Here is a 17,111-nt window from a genome sequence, read left to right as displayed (position 1 = left end):
GCCGCGCCGGGACGAACGGGTGGGTGCGGGTCAGAGCAGCCCGTGCCGGGCGGCGGCGGACTTCACCGCTTCACGCAGTTCGTCCATGTCGATGATGCTGTTGAGGACAACCACGTCGCCCAGGCCCTGAGCGGCGTCCTCCAGGTCCTTCGCCACGAAGAACACATCGGCGCTGCCCGGTCCGGCCGAGCTGATGTCGGAGTGCTCGACCGTGACGTCCGAGAGCCCCAGCTCACCGACGATGGTCTCGATGTTCATGCGCACCATGAAACTGCTGCCGAGTCCGGTGCTGCACATGGCCAGAAACTTCATCGGGACTCCTCGAACTGAGTGATCAACTTGATGACATCGGGCGCTGAGGAGGCGTCGCGCAGCGCTTGACGGGTCCGGACGTCCGAGAGGATGCGGGCGAGGGACGCCATGGCGCTCATATGCGCCTCGGCGTCGACGGCCGCGAAGCAGAAGTAGAGGTCGACCGCGTGCTCCGGCTGGTCGAGCAGCGGGGCGGGCTCCGCGAGCCGGAGCATCGAGACGGCGGTGCGCAGGGCCCCCTTCTCGGGCCGTGCGTGGGCCAGCGCGATGCCGTGGCCCAGATCGATGTACGTTCCGCCGGCCGCGATCGACTCCAGCATGGCCTGGACGTAGCCGGGGGTGATGTCACCCGCGTCGAGGAGCGGCCGGGCGACCTGGGTCACGGCGTCCCGCCAGTTCAGCTTGTCCGAGGAGAAACGTATCTTCTCCTCGGTCAGGAGATCACTCAGCATGTGCACCTACAGGGTTGTTCCAAGGCCGGTGGAGAGCCCTACTCGACATCGGCGACGATGTCGAAGGAGAGTTCCGCGGTCTCGGGGAGGAATTTCGATGTGCCGTGGATGACCGGTTTCCCACCCGGTTCGAAGACACATGAGGTGGCCAGCAGCAGCGGCGACCCTTCGGCCACGCCGAGCAGGCCCGCCTCGCGCTCGTCGCAGATGTGCAGGCCGACCACGATCTCGTTGCGGGCGAGCAGCAGATCGTGGTGGGCGCGCAGATAGGCGTAGAGCGAGGTGGAGGTGAAGTCGGTGGTCAGGACATCCGGGAACCGCTCCTCCGGCACGAACGACTCGGCCAGATGGTGCACCACTCCGTTGACCCGGCGCAGCCGCTCCAGCCGGATGACCGATGCGGCCCGGCTGATGTCGAGCGCGGCCGCCAGCCGGGCCCCGGCCCGTATCCGCTCCTGGGCGACCACCTCGGAGGTGACGGTGTGCCCCTGGCGGGATAGCTGGGTGTGGAAGCCGGTGACCTCGTTGACGAACCGCTCGCGGTGCTTCAGGTGGTAGCGCGGGTGGGTCACGAAGGTGCCACGGCCGTGCTCGCGCACGAGGTATCCATCCTGGACCAGTTCGTCCACCGCACGGCGCAGTGTGATGCGGCTCACTTCGTACTCCGCGCACAGCACGCTCTCGGCGGGCAGCTGTCCGCCCACGGGGAGGTCACGGATGCGGTGCAGAAGGTGGTCACGCACTTGCGCGTACTTGTGCCCCGCCATCCCTGATCTCCTCATCGAGTTCATATGTCGTCGAGACGTCATGATGACTACAGGTTGCTGAACGCGTCAATAGCCGAAACCAAAGCGAAATACGAGGGCCCGCCGACGTCTCTGTACTGGATCTTCCCCCTCCGCCCTTCAGCTGAGCTGTGAGGTTCGCCTCCCGGGAGATCCCTGGTGCACGCACGGACATGTCGGCTACGTTTCCGAAGTCATCATGACGTCATGACCTCTCCAAGGAGTCTCCGTGACCTTCGCGACAGAGCAGCCGGCCACGCCCTCCCCCCGCCGGGCCGGGCGCGTGCTCGACAGGGCGGATGAGCGGGCCATCGCCGTGGCACGAGCCCTGACCGTGGACGCCGTCGAGGCGGCCGGCTCCGGCCACCCGGGCACCGCGCTGGCGCTGGCTCCCGTGGCCCATCTGCTGTTCCAGCGCCACATACGGCACGACCCCGCGGACGCCACATGGGAGGGACGCGACCGGTTCGTGCTCTCCTGCGGCCACGCGAGCATCCTCCAGTACACCCAACTCCACCTCACCGGCTACCGCCTCGAACGGGACGACCTGCGGCGCTTCCGGCAGCTCGGCTCCCTGACCCCGGGCCACCCCGAGTACGGGCACACCGTCGGCGTGGAAACCACGACCGGGCCGCTGGGCCAGGGCGTTGCCACCGCCGTCGGCATGGCCATGGCCCTGAAACGGGACCAGGGCCGGCTGGCCGGGGCCGATACGGCCGGCCTTCCCGACCGCACCGTATGGGTGCTGTGCTCCGACGGCGACCTCCAGGAGGGCATCTCCTACGAGGCCGGGGCCCTCGCCGGACGCCACCGCCTGGACAACCTGGTGGTGATCTGGGACGACAACTCCATCCAGATCGAGGGGTCCACGGACCTGACGACCCGTGAGGACACCGCCGCCCGCTTCGCCGCCCAGGGCTGGTTCGTCCAGACCGTGGGCCTCGCCGCCGACGGCGACATCGACATCGACGCACTCGACACCGCGCTGACCACCGCCCGCGCCCACACCGGGCGGCCCAGCCTCATCGCGCTGAAGTCGCAGATCGCCTTTCCCGCCCCCAACGCGGTCAACACCGCCGCCTCGCACGGCGCTCCCCTGGGGGCGGCCGAAGCCGCGGCGGTCAAGGCCCGGCTGGGCGTCACCGGCGAGCCGTTCACCGTTCCGGAGGCGGTGTTGCGGCACACCAGGCGCGCCGTCGCCCGGGGTGCCGAACTGCACCGCGCCTGGGACACCGCGTTCGCCGCATGGGCGGCCGCCCACCCCGAGCGTGCGCGGGCCCGCGCACAGGCCATCCGGCCCGTGGACCCCGCCGCGGTCGCCGGGGCGCTCCCGGTGTTCGAGCCGGGAACCCTGGTCGCACCGCGGGACGCCTCGGGGAAGGTCATCCAGTCCCTGGCCGAGGCGCTGCCGCGGCTGTGGGGCGGCTCGGCCGACCTCGGCGACAGCAACCGCACGACCATCGCGTCCGGTGGTTCGTTCCTCCCGGCCGACGAGGCGGGCGGACAGGGCCTGAGCGGCCGCAACATCCACTGGGGGGTACGCGAACACGCGATGGCCGCCGCGCTGAACGGCATCTCCCTCATCGGCTACGACACCCCGTTCGCCGGCACCTTCCTGGTGTTCAGCGACTACCAGCGGCCGTCCCTGAGACTCGCCGCCCTGATGAAGCTCCCGGTGGTCCACGTCTGGTCCCACGACTCCGTGGCCCTCGGCGCGGACGGCCCCACCCACCAGCCGGTGGAACACCTCGCCGCGCTGCGGGCCATGCCGGGGCTGTCGGTGGTCCGCCCGGCCGATGCCACCGAGACCGCGGCCGCGTGGCTGAGCGCACTCGACCGCCCGGGGCCGGTCGGACTGGCCCTGGCCCGTCAGGCACTGCCGGTGTTGCCGGTCCCGGCGGACGAGGTCCGTGCCGGAGTGGCCCGCGGTGCCTACGTGGTGGCCGGCGCCGTGGACGCCGTGGACGTGGTCCTCATGGCCAGCGGCAGTGAGGTGTCACTCGCCCTGGCGGCCGCGGACACGCTCGCCCGGCGGGGCGTGGCGGCCCGGGTGGTGTCCGTTCCGTGCAAGGAGTGGTTCACCGAACAGGACGCCGCCTACCGGGACGCGGTGCTCCCGCCCTCGGTCCGCGCCCGTGTCGTCGTCGAGGCCGGGTGCGCCTTCGGCTGGCACGACTTGCTCGGCGAGCACGGCCGGGCCGTGACCGTCGAGGGCTTCGGCACCTCCGCCCCCGCGCAGCAGGCGATGGCGTCGGTCGGCATGACCGAGGACGCCGTCGTGGCCGCCGCGTTGGCATCACTCGCGAGCGCGCGGCCGTGACCCGCGGCCGCCCTCCTGAGCCACCCCTTCCCTCCGTCACTCCCCCAGTCAAAGGAGCATCCGTCATGCCCCAGCGCATCGTCGCCATCGGTTCCCGCAGCGGGCTGCACGCCCGGCCCGCGACCGTGTTCGTCCAGACCGCCGCCAAGCAGCCGGTGAAGGTGACCATCGCCCGCGACGGCCGGGACCCCGTCGACGCACGGAGCCTGCTGTCCGTGCTGGCGCTGGGCGCCGCCCATGGCGACTCGGTGGTACTGGCCGCCGAAGGCGAAGGCGCCGAAACCGCCCTGGAGGAACTGGCGGTGCTGCTCAGCCGCGACCACGACGCCGGAGACGAGGGCTGACACCCCGAACCGGCCACGGATACGGCCGCGTTCGCCCCGTCGCCCGCACGCGCCCGGGTGATCCCGCCGGCCGCGGGGCCGAAGCCGCGACGGACGCCGGGCAGGGGTGATGCTCACCGTAGGCGGCGTCGGGCCGCACGGGCGCGTCGCGTGGCCTCGGCATCGGCGAGGGCGACGGCGGATCCCCGTCGGCTGGCTGGCTGGCCACCGGCTACGCCCGGACGGGGCCCACCTCGCGTCCGCCGATGCCTCCGCACCAGGGACGGCCACGTCCCCGAGCGCCGCGCGGGTGGGGGGCGGCGCCGGGCGGGGCGGCCACGCCCGACGGGGCGGTGGCCTCGGATGCCCCGGATACCGCTCAGCGGGGCGGTGGCCGGGGCGTCCCGGACGGGATCCGTGAGGTCGGCGAGCGTGGGCACCGCACGCTCCCCACCGGCTCGTGGGTACGGCACGCGGACGGCCCCTGGCAGTGGCGAGCACGCCTCACTGCGGGCCGTGCCCGCCCCGGGTGTGGCCGCGCCGCCACCCTCCGCGCCGCCGTCCTCCGCCGCGCCGGCGGTACGGGAGAAAGCGCGACGGAAGACGGACCCGGGCCTGGTGGCTGGCCGATCGCCGCGGTGGCAACGCGGCCATCAGCCTTCTTCCCGCGCACGAACCGCTCGGCTGCCTCCTGCCGCTGAGCGCGCGTGAGGCTGTCGGTCAACCAGGGCGGCGAACAGCGCCGCCACCAAGGCGAGTGATGCCGACGTCAGCAACAAACCCAGCAGGACACGGACTGAACTCGTACCGCCAAGAGAAGCACCCGCGACAGAGGAGATCAATGCGCCACCTCCAATTGACATGGCGGCGGACAGACCTGTCGCAGTCCCCGCGAGATCATCGCGCTCAGACATCACTCCCGTATTGACGACAGGTGTGGTCAGGCCGTTTCCTATGCCAATGAACATGCAGGAAACAAAGAACGGAAGAGGTTGAATCTCACTCAGCGTCGCGAGGAGCAAACCGGCCAACAACCCCCCGCACGTCACGACGCGCGCACAGACGAGCAGGTGACTTCTGAAGAATCGAGAACCACAGATTCCGGTCAGGTAGCTGCCCACGACGAATCCGCCCGGAACCATGGCCATGTAAAGGCCCAACGCCACACTCGATCCGCCTAAGTGGCCGCTCATGGCCAAGGGCGCACCCCCCAGGAACACATAGAGCGTCCCTGTCGAGCAGGCCATACAGAGCGTGTAGGCCCAGAACCGAGGCGAAGCCAGCACTCGTCGAAACGAGGCGAGAAGGTTTCCCTTGGAGGTTCCCGATGAGCCGGATGTTTCTCTCAGCTGCCGCACCGACGCCATGAGAACCGCTCCGCCGAGGATCGCGAGGACGACGAAGATCGTACGCCATCCGAACAGCTCGTTCAGAACCCCGCCCAACGTGGGCCCACACATCGGGGCCAGCGCCCATCCCATTCCCGCGAAGCCAATTTCCTTGACCGCCGCACGCCCACTCGACGTCTCCTTGATGACGACCATTGCCACCGAAAAACATGCAGCGATCGCCGCCTGGGCCGTGCGGCACACCAGGAACACTTCGATAGTGGGCGCCAGCGCACAGCCGACAGACGCGCCGATGAAGATCGAAACAGATGCCAGGGCAACCGGCCGACGCCCGTACCGATCCGACAGAACGCCCGAAACAGCTTCGGTCAGGGCGGTGGCAATCGCATACCCGGCAACCGAAAGATTCACCAGCGTATAGCTGGTCTCGAAGTCGTCCGCAATATCGGGAAGTGCCGGCACATAGATCGTCACCGGAAGCACCGACATTGCGGTCAGCACCATGAAAATCATGCGACGCGGCCGGGCCATGGACTTTGGGGTGTCACCGGATCTGGACATGCGGCCTTTCTCTCACGCGTTTGCGCTGTCCTCTTATGCCACAGTTCTGCCACTGTTTTGCCGCTGTTCTGCCGCTGTTCCCGGCATGTGTCGCGTCGCCACCGGCCGTCAGGCTGTGGCGCGCAGCGCCGAAGCGGTGCACGCTCACCCGCGGCAGCCGTGCCGTACTTCCGACGCGGTAACCCGCCCGAGGGCCGGGCACCAGAGCATCGCGCGGCTATTCGAGCGCAACCAGGTCGCCGATGTCCCGTCGGCAGTAACGTCCTCGAAACCGTATTCTGTCGACGTTTCGATAAACCCGGCCCCGAGCCTCTTGAAACGACTTCCCGCGTGCGACGAGGGTCAGTACCCTACCGTTCGACGCGATGGGCACCGGGTCCGCCGGCATATATTCCGCGAGCGGCCACACATCGTCATCCAGTTCTTCGAGACCGAATATCGGCTCGCCGAGTCCATCGGCTGACAGGGGGTACCCGGACGTGGTCAGCGTGACGGCAACGGAGCAGGGTTCGTCGTCTTCCCACTCGAGATCCAGTGATCCGAGCTTGCCGTCGTGGATCGCCTCGACCATCTCCAGTCCGCTCGTCTTCGCCAGCGCCAGCAGAGTCGGAAACTCCGGAGTGCCCGGCCGCACGTTGTACTCGAGCGCGATCGGGCCGTCGTGTGTCATCATGACGCCGATATAGAGAATGAACTTGTACTCAATGCCCTCGCGCAACAACCCGTCTATGGTCGGTTGTATGACTCTCGACTGTAAATCGGCCATCAGATCCCGGTCCCAGTCGGTCGCCACGGCAATAGATCCGATCCCCGCCGTATTGGGGCCCTTGTTGCCTTCCAGAAGTTGTTTGTAGTCCCTGATCATCGGGAGAACTCTGTAGTCGGCTCCATCGACCAGGACATGAACGGAAAATTCACGTCCCTCGACCCTCTCTTCCAAAACCATGTCCGCGGGGGCTCCCATCTCCGCAAGATGACCGGAGAGTCGGCGGACGGCCTCGATCGCCTCTTCGAGGGTGTCTGGAACGGTGCAGCTAAATTTAATATCACTTAAATAGCAGCTTGCTTTGACAACGAATCGCCTGTGCGCCCAGTTTTTGACCAAAAACCTCTCCGCCTCGGCGGCGTCACCAAACGGGACGCTGGGCGCGGACGCTACCCCGTGTCGCTTCATGAACGCTTTCGCCTGGACTTTGCTGTTCTCCAGGAAGGTTGCCGAGGCGGACACGCCGAACACCCGGAAACCGGCGCTCTGGAAGATCTCGACATGACCGGCCTCGAATTGCTCGATCGCCAGCATGACAATCGTGTCCACACCGCGCGCCCTGCCGACCGAAATCGCTTCATCGACGCCACTGACGCGTACCGTCCGCGAGTTTCGCTCAAGGTAGTGGTTCCGACCGTACATGCAGCACAGCAAGTCATCGGCGCGAGCTCCAACCCGCCAGCTTTGCTCGCAGAACGCCTGTTCCTTCGCGTTGCCTTCCCCGAACAGCATAAACCTGGGCATCGTTGAATTCCTCGGGTTCGGAGTTTCGAGACAGGGCCTGTGGCATTATCGGGCGGGTGACATCCGTCGGCAACCCCTCCTGGAACCGAAGACATCTCCGGGAAGCGGTCACGCATCAACGCGCCGGAACGGTACTCGCGATGCCGGCGGCGGACGGATATCGCACGGTCGCCGGGGCGGCAGAAGGCCCGCCTTCCACCAGCCCGGGGGGCAGATTTCCCGGACGACGTTTCTGATCAAGGATCTGCTGACGTCGCCCGGGGAGGTCGGCGAGGACGCTCCGAGTACAGACCCAATGGCCATTAGTCGCAGGTGGATAAATTCGCATACCACTCAAAGAGTGGTAAAGATGATCGGTCACGAAAGCCGCACGGCGGAACAAACCCACACGAACATCCCCTCAGTGAATCCGCGCTTATTGGCCTTCCCGGGCTGGATTTTCCGTCCAACGCTCTCTTGACACTTTCTCACGCCTCCCACTAGTTTCCCCCGGAAACCCCTTCTCGGAAGGAGCCATGCAAGTGCAACCGCGCTTAGAGCGACTCGAGCCAATGTTGGGGAACCCCCTTTTCGAGAGCCTTCTCTGGGGACATGAGTACGATCTCAGCGGTCTGGACGAAAGTCTGCGGGAGCGTATCGCATCAGGGCAGTTCAAGCGGATCGTCTTCTACGGGATGGGCTGCTCCTCGGTTGTGTCGGACATTGTGAAGGGCTTCTTCCTGTCCGAACGCATTCCCGTTCAGGTCCAGGTCATCAACGACTACGACCTGGAATGGTTCGTCGACCGAGAGGTCATGAAGGACCCCTCCACGCTGACGATCATCGTCTGCTACAGCGGCTGGTCGGTCGAACCGTGTCTGTTCTACGACACCATGCGTGAGATGACCGGCAATCAGAACCTGATCGTCCTCACGGGCGGTGGCAAGATCGCCGGGCTGTGCCGGGAGCACGGCAGCTCGCTGATCCAGTACAAGCTGCGGCACGCGGACCGGGAGTACCCCCTCTACCACGTGCAGCAGTTCTTCGCGATATTCCTCGACCTCTTCCACCAGCTGGGCATCACGCAGCGCTCCTACAAGGAGGAGCTGGAGGAGTCGGTCACGTTCCTCAAGAACGAGTTCAGCGCGGGCACGCTCAAGCGGGCGGAGGCCATCGCCGAGAAGCTGAGGGACAGCAGGATCGTCCTGCTGGGCACCGCCGACTGGTATGTGACCCTGCTCAAGCAGACGACCATGTTCTTCAACGAGATCGCGATGGTCCCGACCCACCGCAACCTGCTCCACGAGTTCAGCCACACCGAGGTCGCCGCGTACTCCGATCCGTCCGCCAAGCAGGCCATGGTCGTGTTTCGCGACGCCAACGCGGACGACTACACGCGGAACAAGATCCAAACGCTGGAAAGGCTGTTCGGGGACAAGAGCGTCCCCCAGAACCGGAACATCGAGTTCGTCACCATCGACCTCGACCAGGAGAACTTTTTCAAGAAGTTCTTCTTCGGCCACTTCTTCACGGTCTACATCGCCTACTACCTCGGCCTCCACGCCGACGTGACCGGGCGGGACCTCATCTCGATCGCGGCCGGCAACCCCTGGTGGAGCCAGCGCTCGATCGAACTGTTCCCCAAGTGCGTCGACATCCCGTCGAGCCTGGAACCGACGTCCGCCGCCTCCGTCGGCTGACGGGTCGCATCCCTCCATGGAACACAAGCCGCTCGCTCTCATCACCGGAGGAAGCCGCGGTATCGGCCGCTGCCTGGTGCAGGCGTTCCTCGCGTACACGGACGTGCTCAACGTGTCGAGAACGCCTGCCCAGGACACCGGGAGCGCTGCTCGGCGTGAGCCGCACGAGCTCCACAACCTGAGCGTGGACCTGGCGGACGTGGCACGCATCGAGCCATGCCTGGGGGCGTGGTTCGATGCGCACCCGGGCCACCGGGTCACGACGCTCATCCACAACGCGGCGGTGTCGCCCCTGGGTTGGCTCCACGAGGTCTCCCCCGCCGAGGTCGACCAGGCATTCCGGGTGAACGTCTACGCACCGCTCGCCATCACGACGTCGCTGCTGAGGGCCGGGCGCTTCGCGGCGGACGGCGCACGCGTGGTCTACGTCACCTCGTCCCTGGCGCGTCCGGTGCCGGAGCTGTCCTTCGCCTGCCTGGGGCTGTACAGCATGACCAAAGCCGCGCTGAGCAGGATGGCCCTCATCCAGAGCCGCGAGTTCGAGCTCACGGCACCCTACGTCACCGTCGTCCGCGCCCACCCCGGAATCGTCGACACCGACCTCCAGCGCGACCTGCGCCGGCACCCGCGGATGGATCCGGCGTTCGGCGTGAAGACCGCCGGCCTGCCGCCCTTCCAGGAGGGCGAGTGGCACGACCGCTCGCCCAAGGACCATATGCGGACCATCACCCCCGAGTTCTCCGCCGAATTCATCGAGTGGGTGGCCAAGTCCTCGGACGCCACGTCCGACGAATACGACTTCTACCACGCCGAAGAGTTTCACGCCGCCCGGCGCGAAGTGGGACATCAGGAGAACACCACCATATGAAGCGAGGAATTTCATGAGCCACCTCGTCTTCGTGGAGACTTCAGGGTCGGGCGTCAACGCGATCGATTACGCCAAGCAGGCCGGTCACACCGTGACCTACCTGTATTCGCCCCGGTACGACTTCACGGCATCGCCGCATCAGCGCCGGCTCGCGCGGAAACTGGCGGACCGCACCGCCGAGATGCACGACGTGCGTACACCCGAGGACCTGCTGGCCACGCTGCGGGCGGCGGGAACCCGGCCCGGCGAGGTCGACGCGGTTCTCTCGACGCTCGCCTTCTGCATCCCCCTGGCCGCATCGCTCGCCGACCTGATCGGGGTTCGCGGCACACCCCCCGAAGGCGTCGCCACCGCTCGCGACAAGGGACGCTGCCGGCGCGCCCTCGACAGGGCCGGCCTCCCGAGCCTCGCCTTCTCGGTGGTCGGCTCCGAGGACGAAGCACTCGCCGCCGCCGGCCGCATCGGCTACCCGGTCATCGTCAAACCGGTCCTGGGCGTCGGGAAGGGGGCGACCACCATCGCCCACGAGCCCGCGCACGTACGCGCCCACTTCGCCGGTCTGGCCGGGAACCTGGACTATCTCCCGGCCGGCATGTCGGCCCACTTCGATGAGCGCTTCATCGTGGAGGAACTCGCCATCGGCGACCTGTACTCCGTCGAAGTCGCCTCCGACGGCCGGTCCTTCGTCCCCCTCGTCTCCACCATTCAGAAGACCGGGCTGCACAATCCCGTCCTGGAACTGGGGTGCACCGTCCCCTCCGGGCTCGACGGCGCCGCCGAACGCGAGCTCGGTACCTACGCGACGCAGGTGTGCCGCACCCTGGGCCTCACCCTGGGCATCTTCCACGTCGAGATGATCCGCACCGCCCGGGGTTTCCGGCTGACCGAGGCCAACCCGCGGATGGCCGGCGGCGCCCTGCCCGAGACGGTCAACGCCGTCGCTGACCAGGACATGTTCGCGATCCTGATCGACCTCTTCCTCGGCCAGGGCGCGCCGCTCGCCCCGCTCCGGCTCAACGCCGCCGTCTCGCACTCCCTCCTCGCCGCCGCCGAGACCACGACCGTGCGCGGCGATCTGGCACCCGGCTGGTTCGACCCGTTCCTCGACCGGCTGCACTCCGGGTGGGTGCGCCTGGAGCCAGGAAGCCGCGTCAATGCCATGCGAGGCAACTTCGACCGCTTCGGCATGATCCGCGTCGTCGACGCCGATCCGGTGCGAGCGGAGGAGTCCTGCGCCGCGGTCAAGGCGGACATCGAACGCTGCCTCGGCATCCCCCTGGTGCCTGAAGCCGGGCACCGGAGCCCATGGCCGAGCGGTCCCGTCCGAAGCGCATGACACGGACCGCGCCAAGGGCCTGATCAGTTACTCGGCAGGTACGCACACGCCCTATGTCCAACAGGAGTGAGGCCGATGAAGAACACAGCTGACAGTGAGGCGCCGTGGGCTACCTCTCCGTCGAGTCCTGAGGAAGAAACCGGCTCCGGCGTATGGAGCTGCAATGAGTGGGATCCCCTGAAGGAGGTCATCGTCGGAAATCCACTCAACGCACGGTTTCCTCATCCCGACAAGAGTACGCGTACCGCCGAGTTTGCCGGCTCCCCCTCCGATCAGATACCGACGGGCGCGTTCCCGCCGTACGTTGTCGAAGAGGCGGAAGAAGATCTCGCCGCGATGGTTCAGTGCCTGGAGAGCCTCGGCATCGTCGTCAAGCGGCCTGATACCTGGCCGCATGACGGGGTGGTCTCCACGCCTTTCTGGTCCACCAAGGGTTTCTACAACTACTGCCCACGAGACATCTTCCTGGTCACGGGAAACAACATCATAGAGACACCGAACACCATCCGCGGCCGTCTGCTGGAATCCTACAGTTACCGCAGGATTCTCGTGGAGTACCTCAAGGCGGGCGCAAAATGGTACAGCGCTCCGAAACCCATGCTGCTGGACAGCTTGTTCGAGGTCGATCCCGCGCATCCCGTCCCGAAAAATCATGAGCCGGTCTTCGACGCGGCCAATGTCCTGCGCCTCGGCCGCGATCTGCTTTACCTGATCAGTTCGACCGGCAACGAATTAGGTGCGCTCTGGCTCCAGACCGTCCTGGGCGACGAGTTCAGGGTTCATGTCTGCTGGATCGACTATCAGGGCAGCCATATCGACACATCGGTGGTGGCGCTGCGGCCCGGGTTGCTGCTCTGCAATCCGGAACGGGTGACGCGGGAGATGCTCCCGCCGATCTTCGATAGCTGGAAGATTGTCTACAGCCCACCGATGGTCGGCTCCGACCGGTTCGACAGCGACTACTTGTCGCGCTCCATCGGAAGCAGCTGGATCGATATGAACCTGTTCAGCATAAGCCCCGAACTCGTCGTCGTGGATCGTGATCAGCTGCCGCTGATCAAGGTGCTCGAAGAGCATGGCATCGATGTTGTGCCGCTGAAGCTGCGCCACGCACGAATGTTCGGAGGCGGCTTTCATTGCACAACGTTGGACACCAGGCGTGAAGGCGCCATGGAGAATTACTTCGAGTAACGGACTGCGGAGGCAGCCCCCGCGGCACCTCAGCACCCCACGACACGGGTCCTGAAGGCGGCCCATGTCTCCGCCATCGGCGCGGCCACGATGAAAGGACATCATGAGCAGCGGCATCATCCAGTCGTACTGGCCGAACTTCATCGACGGAAAATTCCGCCACGGCGGCGCCGGCAAGATCACGGTATGCGACCCCAGCACGGGCGGCGCCCTGGCAGAGCACGCTCTTGCCGATACGGACGATGTCAACCGGGCCGTCGGCGCGGCGCACCGAGCACATCGATCCGGTGCCCTTGCCGACCTGCACCCGATGGAACGCGGCCGCATGGTCCGGGCGATGGGCGAGTACCTCGCCGACCACATTGACGAAGTGAAGCGCACCATCACCTTGGAGCAGGGGAAGCCGCTGTTCGAAGCCGAGGCGGAAGTAAGAATGGCGGTCCGCCTCTTCGAATACTTCGGTTCCATGACCGAGTCGCTGGAAGGGCGCTCCGTGCCCTGCGACAACACCCGTTTCGATTTTACGGTGTACAAACCATTCGGCGTCTCGGCGCAATTCATGCCTTGCCACTACCCGATATATATACCATCACGCACGCTTGCGGTCGCCCTGGCGGCCGGGAATTCATGTGTGATGAAAACGTCCGAACTGGCCCCGATTTCCGCCTCCTGGCTCGCACGTGCCGCGCAGGAGGCCGGGTTTCCCGACGGTGCGGTCAATATATTCTGCGGACGGCGTGCCGACGCAGGGGCCGCCCTGGCCCGTCATCCGGACATCGACCACCTCGTGTTCATCGGGCAGGCCGGCGCGGCCACCGCGGTCCTTGCCGACACTGCCAAGACCATCATTCCAAGCATCGTGGAGGTGGGAGGGACTTCCCCGACCATTGTCCATGAAGACGCGGATCTCGACGCCTTCGTCGCCGAAGCGCGGATGGGAACGTATCTCAATGCCGGACAGTTCTGCTGCGGCATGTACCGCATCATTGTGCATGAGTCCCGCTACCAGGAGCTCATCGACCGGTCAATCGCTTTGGCGGAGAGTCTGACCGTCGGCCCCGGAATGGAGAGCGGAGACGGTGAATTCAAGCCCTACATGGGGCCGATGGACAGCCACGCACAGCTTGACCGGGTGCTGGACATCATCGAGGACGCGAAGCGGGCCGGGGCACAGTGCGTTGCGGGCGGTACGCGGCTTCCGGGTGCGGGTTCCTTCCTCCAGCCAACGGTGCTCCGTGACGTGGAACCACATATGCGGGTCGCCAAAGAGGAAGTGTTCGGGCCGGTCATGGCGGTCATGAAATTCAGCGACGAACGTGACGCGATCGAACTCGCCAACAGCGCCGGCCACAGTGGCCTGATGTGCAGCGTGTTCACTCGCGACCTCGGGCGGATGCTACGTGCCGCACATGGAGTAAGGGCCGGACATATTGTGTCCAACCAATCAATCATCGGAGGGGCGGAAGTGCCGTTCGGTGGCTTCGGGCGGGGTGGCCACGGGAGCCTCAAAGGCCGGGAGGCGCTCATGGGCTATGTGCAGAGAAAGAACGTGCTTCTCAACCTGTGAGAGACGGCGTCCTCGGCCGCTTCGGCCGGCGGATCGAGGACGTTCCGCGCCCTGCCGACCACGCCGCCTCCGGGAAGGTGCGCGCCAGGGGGCCCGCGGCCGGGAGGGCGAGGGCGAGGGTCCCGGTCATGGGTCGAGGGTACGCGGGCCGCAGAGGGCGGCACATCGGTCCACCGGCCGGACCGCCTCGGCCACTGCCGAGGCAGGTGGCCGACCGCCACCGCGGGTCCGGGTCCGGGACGCCGGCCGACTCCACCGCACAGGTACCGGGTCGTTCGTTCGGCGACGGCGGCGGGTCCTTAGGTCCTGTCTCCTGTAGACCATCGGCGAATGGTGCCGGCCCCCGTGGCCCCGGCAGGCTGCTTCCATCCGGAAGACGGGAGCGAACGAGATGGGCACAGCCCAGTTCAGCAGGGCACGGTTGCTGCGGCTCGCAGGGGCGGTCGCGGTCGGCAGCACCCTGCCCGCCGGGCACGCCGCCGCGGCGGAAGGGCGCGACGGGACGCACACCCCGGCCCCCGGGAGGCGGGCGCGGGACACCGGGCCGGGCGGGGTGCGATATCGCGGAGTCGTGTACGAAGTAGGTGAGGGGGAGACGCCGGCGACGGCGTGGAGCGCGGCCCGCACCCGGGCCGATCTGCGGACGATCCGCCACGAGTTGCACGCCGACACGGTGAAGGTCACCGGTGACGGTGTCGAACGGCTCACCCGCACCGCGGCCGAGGCGGCCGAGAACGGTCTGCACGTCTGGCTGGAGCCGACTCTGGGCGATGTGCCCGCTGGGGACATCCTCGACCACCTCGCGGAGACCGGGCGGTTCGCCGAGCGGCTCCGTCGGCAGGGGGTACGGGTGCATCTGAACGTGGGCTGTGAGTTCCTGCTGTTCGTCCCCGGCATCGTGCCCGGCGCCACCGCGCTCGAACGGATCGAGAACCTGACCAAGGGCAACTACGACCCGGAGCGGACCGCCCGGCGGCTGCGCCACTTCACCGCACGGGCCGCCGCCGTGGGCCGGTCGGTCTTCCACGGTCCCCTGTCGTACGGGGCCGCGCAGGACGAGGACGTGGACTGGGGCCTGTTCGACCTGGTGTGTATCGACTACTACGGCTGGTACCCGGACCACCGCGGACACGTCCGCGAACTGCGCGAGTACCAACGCCACGGCAAACCGCTCGCCATCACCGAGTTCGGCACCTGCACCTTCGAGGGCGCACCGCGCCTGGGCGGCATGGGCTGGGACGTCGTCGACTACACGCGGACGCCGCCACGGGTGAAGGATGGGCTGGTGCGCGACGAGCGCGCACAGGCCGCGTACCTGACCGACGTGCTCGACGTGTTCGAGTCGATGAGCCTGTACGCGGCCATGGCCTTCACCTTCGTCACCCGCGATGCCCCGCACCGCGGCGAGCCGCGACTCGACCTGGACATGGCCTCCTACAGCCTGGTGAAAACGGTCCGGGACCGCCCGGCCGATCCGGACTCTCCCTGGCACTGGGAGCCCAAGGAATCGTTCAGGGCCGTCGCCGACGCCTACGCCCGCCGACGACGGCGGCCCTGAGATCCGCCCGGATTCTGAGAGTGCGCCTGGTGTCCCCCGCCGCCCTCGCCGCAGGACCCGGCGCCGGACGCCAACGCCCCGCGCCCCAGGCGCCGTTCGGGAATCCGGTCGGCGCCTCCGCGGAAGGCCGCCATGAGCGCCCCGGTCCGCCGCGGTCCGGCCCCCACGGTCGCCCGGATCGCCCCGCTCGCCCACGTCAAGGTGTTCCGGGGCGCTCGCTGTCCGGCCGCAGCGAGCGCACGTACTCCGTGGGCGTCTGACCGTAGTGCTTTTTGAAGGCCCGGATGAAGTGGCTGCTGTCCGCGAACTGCCAGTGGGCGGCGAGTTCGGAGACACTCGGGCGGCCGACCGGAGCGGCGAGGGCGGCTCTTGCCTCCTCCAGCCGCCGGTGGCGGATGTAGGAGGCCACCGACTCCCCCACGGTGGCGAACGCCCGCTGCAGGGTGCGCAGGGAGACGTTGAGCGCACCCGCCAGCATCGCCGGAGAGAGGTCCGGATCAGTGAGCCGGTCCTCGGCGAGGTCCTTCGCGGCTTGGGCGAGAGCCGGCGCGAGCAGCGGTTCCACATCGTCGAAACGGCTCCTGACCACCGCCTTGGCCAGCTCGATCAGGATGCTGTGGGCGGCCTGTACACCGGCCGGCCCCAGGTCGCCCACCACGGAGTGGAGCATGTTCGTGTGTGCCGTCAGCAGGCGCACCTCGGCCGAGTCCACCGGCCCGGTGAAAGTCCGCTTCCCTATCAGCGGTTTGAGCATGGCGGAAGGCAGCACGACGACCTTTGCCACGGTGTGCGGTGCCGTCTCGAAGAGCGTCGGCCGCCCGACGTGCCGCAGATGGAACTGCCCTGCCGAAACGCTGTGTGCGCCCCGGTCGGAGGAGCCGTCCAGGCGCCACGCGCCGCGCCGTACCACATACAGCCGGACCTGGTCCTCGACGCGGACGACAGGGCCGTCGGTCCGGAGGACCGACTCGCTGTAAAAGTCGGTGACGGCCGCGTCGCCCACTCTGAAGGCACGGCTCCTGGACCGGAAGTCCGCCATCGTGGCCGGGCTGAAGGTGGGCAGCCGAAAACCGTCGCCGATCTGCGTCTCCCACTCGCGCCGGAAGGCGTCGAACGCTCCGGATGCGGCGCCCGGGGCCGTGGAGTCCACGGTGAACGCTCCACGCGATCCATCAGCTTGCGCTCCGTTACTGCTCATCGTCGGTCTTTCCGCTCCGCGTCGGGTGTCGTCGGTGTGACGCTACCGCGTGACGTTCCTGTCCCATGATCCCGTCGCTGTGGTCCAAGCGTGCGCCGGGCC

14 protein-coding genes are annotated in these 17,111 nt (G+C 67.3%); 8 read left to right on the top strand and 6 right to left on the bottom strand.

What is annotated here, in order from left to right:
* Positions 1–30: 30 nt before the first annotated feature.
* Genes AXW62_RS01935 through AXW62_RS01925 form a run of 3 tightly spaced genes read right to left on the bottom strand, consistent with a single transcriptional unit; the run spans position 31 to position 1,531 of the window.
* Positions 31–312 carry a PTS sugar transporter subunit IIB gene (locus tag AXW62_RS01935; RefSeq protein WP_030832887.1) on the bottom strand — a complete coding sequence of 94 codons (282 nt, stop codon included), beginning with the start codon at positions 310–312 and terminating at the stop codon, positions 31–33.
* Positions 309–764, bottom strand: a complete 456-nt coding sequence (locus tag AXW62_RS01930; RefSeq protein ID WP_030832884.1) for a PTS sugar transporter subunit IIA — start codon at positions 762–764, stop codon at positions 309–311. The genes AXW62_RS01935 and AXW62_RS01930 overlap by 4 nt, the downstream gene beginning before the upstream one ends.
* A 38-nt stretch (positions 765–802) precedes the next feature.
* Positions 803–1,531 (bottom strand): GntR family transcriptional regulator, encoded by a 729-nt coding sequence (locus AXW62_RS01925; RefSeq protein ID WP_060942931.1) that lies wholly within the window; start codon positions 1,529–1,531, stop codon positions 803–805.
* A 301-nt stretch (positions 1,532–1,832) separates the two neighbouring features.
* Between AXW62_RS01925 and AXW62_RS01920 the strand changes: the two genes are divergently transcribed.
* Both AXW62_RS01920 and AXW62_RS01915 read left to right on the top strand, forming a co-directional pair.
* Positions 1,833–3,869 (top strand): transketolase family protein, encoded by a 2,037-nt coding sequence (locus AXW62_RS01920; protein WP_060942968.1) that lies wholly within the window; start codon positions 1,833–1,835, stop codon positions 3,867–3,869.
* A gap of 65 nt (positions 3,870–3,934) precedes the next feature.
* Complete coding sequence (locus AXW62_RS01915) at positions 3,935–4,213, top strand: HPr family phosphocarrier protein (RefSeq protein WP_060942930.1); 279 nt, start codon at positions 3,935–3,937, stop codon at positions 4,211–4,213.
* Between the two features lie 632 nt (positions 4,214–4,845).
* On the opposite strand, the gene AXW62_RS01910 is transcribed toward AXW62_RS01915, so the two are convergent.
* Together AXW62_RS01910 and AXW62_RS01905 are read right to left on the bottom strand one after the other, a co-directional pair.
* Positions 4,846–6,045, bottom strand: a complete 1,200-nt coding sequence (locus tag AXW62_RS01910; protein WP_214516832.1) for a multidrug effflux MFS transporter — start codon at positions 6,043–6,045, stop codon at positions 4,846–4,848.
* Positions 6,046–6,319: 274 nt separating this feature from the next.
* Positions 6,320–7,612 carry a phosphoribosylamine--glycine ligase gene (locus AXW62_RS01905; RefSeq protein WP_060942928.1) on the bottom strand — a complete coding sequence of 431 codons (1,293 nt, stop codon included), beginning with the start codon at positions 7,610–7,612 and terminating at the stop codon, positions 6,320–6,322.
* Between the two features lie 551 nt (positions 7,613–8,163).
* On the opposite strand from AXW62_RS01905, the gene AXW62_RS01900 reads away from it, so the two are divergent.
* The 6 genes from AXW62_RS01900 to AXW62_RS01875 all read left to right on the top strand — a co-directional run bounded on the left by AXW62_RS01900 (position 8,164) and on the right by AXW62_RS01875 (position 15,811).
* Positions 8,164–9,291 (top strand): SIS domain-containing protein, encoded by a 1,128-nt coding sequence (locus AXW62_RS01900; protein ID WP_159060786.1) that lies wholly within the window; start codon positions 8,164–8,166, stop codon positions 9,289–9,291.
* 16 nt (positions 9,292–9,307) lie between these two features.
* Positions 9,308–10,159, top strand: coding sequence for an SDR family NAD(P)-dependent oxidoreductase (locus AXW62_RS01895; protein WP_060942926.1), 852 nt, complete (start codon positions 9,308–9,310; stop codon positions 10,157–10,159).
* 13 nt (positions 10,160–10,172) lie between these two features.
* Complete coding sequence (locus AXW62_RS01890) at positions 10,173–11,495, top strand: ATP-grasp domain-containing protein (protein ID WP_060942925.1); 1,323 nt, start codon at positions 10,173–10,175, stop codon at positions 11,493–11,495.
* Positions 11,496–11,570: 75 nt separating this feature from the next.
* The gene (locus tag AXW62_RS01885; RefSeq protein WP_244502731.1) at positions 11,571–12,686 is read left to right on the top strand and encodes an inosamine-phosphate amidinotransferase 1; all 1,116 of its coding nucleotides are present in this window, start codon (positions 11,571–11,573) and stop codon (positions 12,684–12,686) included.
* Between the two features lie 103 nt (positions 12,687–12,789).
* The gene (locus tag AXW62_RS01880) at positions 12,790–14,253 is read left to right on the top strand and encodes an aldehyde dehydrogenase family protein (protein WP_060942924.1); all 1,464 of its coding nucleotides are present in this window, start codon (positions 12,790–12,792) and stop codon (positions 14,251–14,253) included.
* Between the two features lie 391 nt (positions 14,254–14,644).
* Entirely contained in the window at positions 14,645–15,811 is a 1,167-nt protein-coding gene (locus tag AXW62_RS01875; protein ID WP_060942923.1) for a glycoside hydrolase family 113 protein, read from the top strand.
* A gap of 196 nt (positions 15,812–16,007) precedes the next feature.
* Here AXW62_RS01875 and AXW62_RS44340 read toward each other — a convergent pair whose 3' ends face one another.
* Positions 16,008–16,961: a helix-turn-helix domain-containing protein gene (locus tag AXW62_RS44340; protein ID WP_060942922.1), complete on the bottom strand. Its 954-nt coding sequence runs from the start codon at positions 16,959–16,961 to the stop codon at positions 16,008–16,010.
* Between the last annotated feature and the right edge of the window lie 150 nt (positions 16,962–17,111).

Origin of the sequence: Streptomyces hygroscopicus subsp. hygroscopicus (assembly GCF_001553455.1) — a bacterium.
GTDB classification, from domain to species: Bacteria; Actinomycetota; Actinomycetes; order Streptomycetales; family Streptomycetaceae; genus Streptomyces; species Streptomyces hygroscopicus.
The sequence above is the reverse complement of the archived record's forward strand: the minus strand, read 5'-3'. Positions and strand labels throughout refer to the sequence as shown.

Coding starts and splice junctions, on each gene's coding strand:
- AXW62_RS01900 (WP_159060786.1), top strand. CDS start 8,164: ATGTTGGGGAACCCCCTTTTCGAGAGCCTTCTCTGGGGACATGAGTAC.
- AXW62_RS01915 (WP_060942930.1), top strand. CDS start 3,935: ATGCCCCAGCGCATCGTCGCCATCGGTTCCCGCAGCGGGCTGCACGCC.
- AXW62_RS01935 (WP_030832887.1), bottom strand. CDS start 312: ATGAAGTTTCTGGCCATGTGCAGCACCGGACTCGGCAGCAGTTTCATG.
- AXW62_RS01930 (WP_030832884.1), bottom strand. CDS start 764: ATGCTGAGTGATCTCCTGACCGAGGAGAAGATACGTTTCTCCTCGGAC.
- AXW62_RS01925 (WP_060942931.1), bottom strand. CDS start 1,531: ATGGCGGGGCACAAGTACGCGCAAGTGCGTGACCACCTTCTGCACCGC.
- AXW62_RS01910 (WP_214516832.1), bottom strand. CDS start 6,045: ATGGTGCTGACCGCAATGTCGGTGCTTCCGGTGACGATCTATGTGCCG.
- AXW62_RS01905 (WP_060942928.1), bottom strand. CDS start 7,612: ATGCCCAGGTTTATGCTGTTCGGGGAAGGCAACGCGAAGGAACAGGCG.
- AXW62_RS01895 (WP_060942926.1), top strand. CDS start 9,308: ATGGAACACAAGCCGCTCGCTCTCATCACCGGAGGAAGCCGCGGTATC.
- AXW62_RS01890 (WP_060942925.1), top strand. CDS start 10,173: ATGAGCCACCTCGTCTTCGTGGAGACTTCAGGGTCGGGCGTCAACGCG.
- AXW62_RS01880 (WP_060942924.1), top strand. CDS start 12,790: ATGAGCAGCGGCATCATCCAGTCGTACTGGCCGAACTTCATCGACGGA.
- AXW62_RS01875 (WP_060942923.1), top strand. CDS start 14,645: ATGGGCACAGCCCAGTTCAGCAGGGCACGGTTGCTGCGGCTCGCAGGG.
- AXW62_RS01885 (WP_244502731.1), top strand. CDS start 11,571: ATGAAGAACACAGCTGACAGTGAGGCGCCGTGGGCTACCTCTCCGTCG.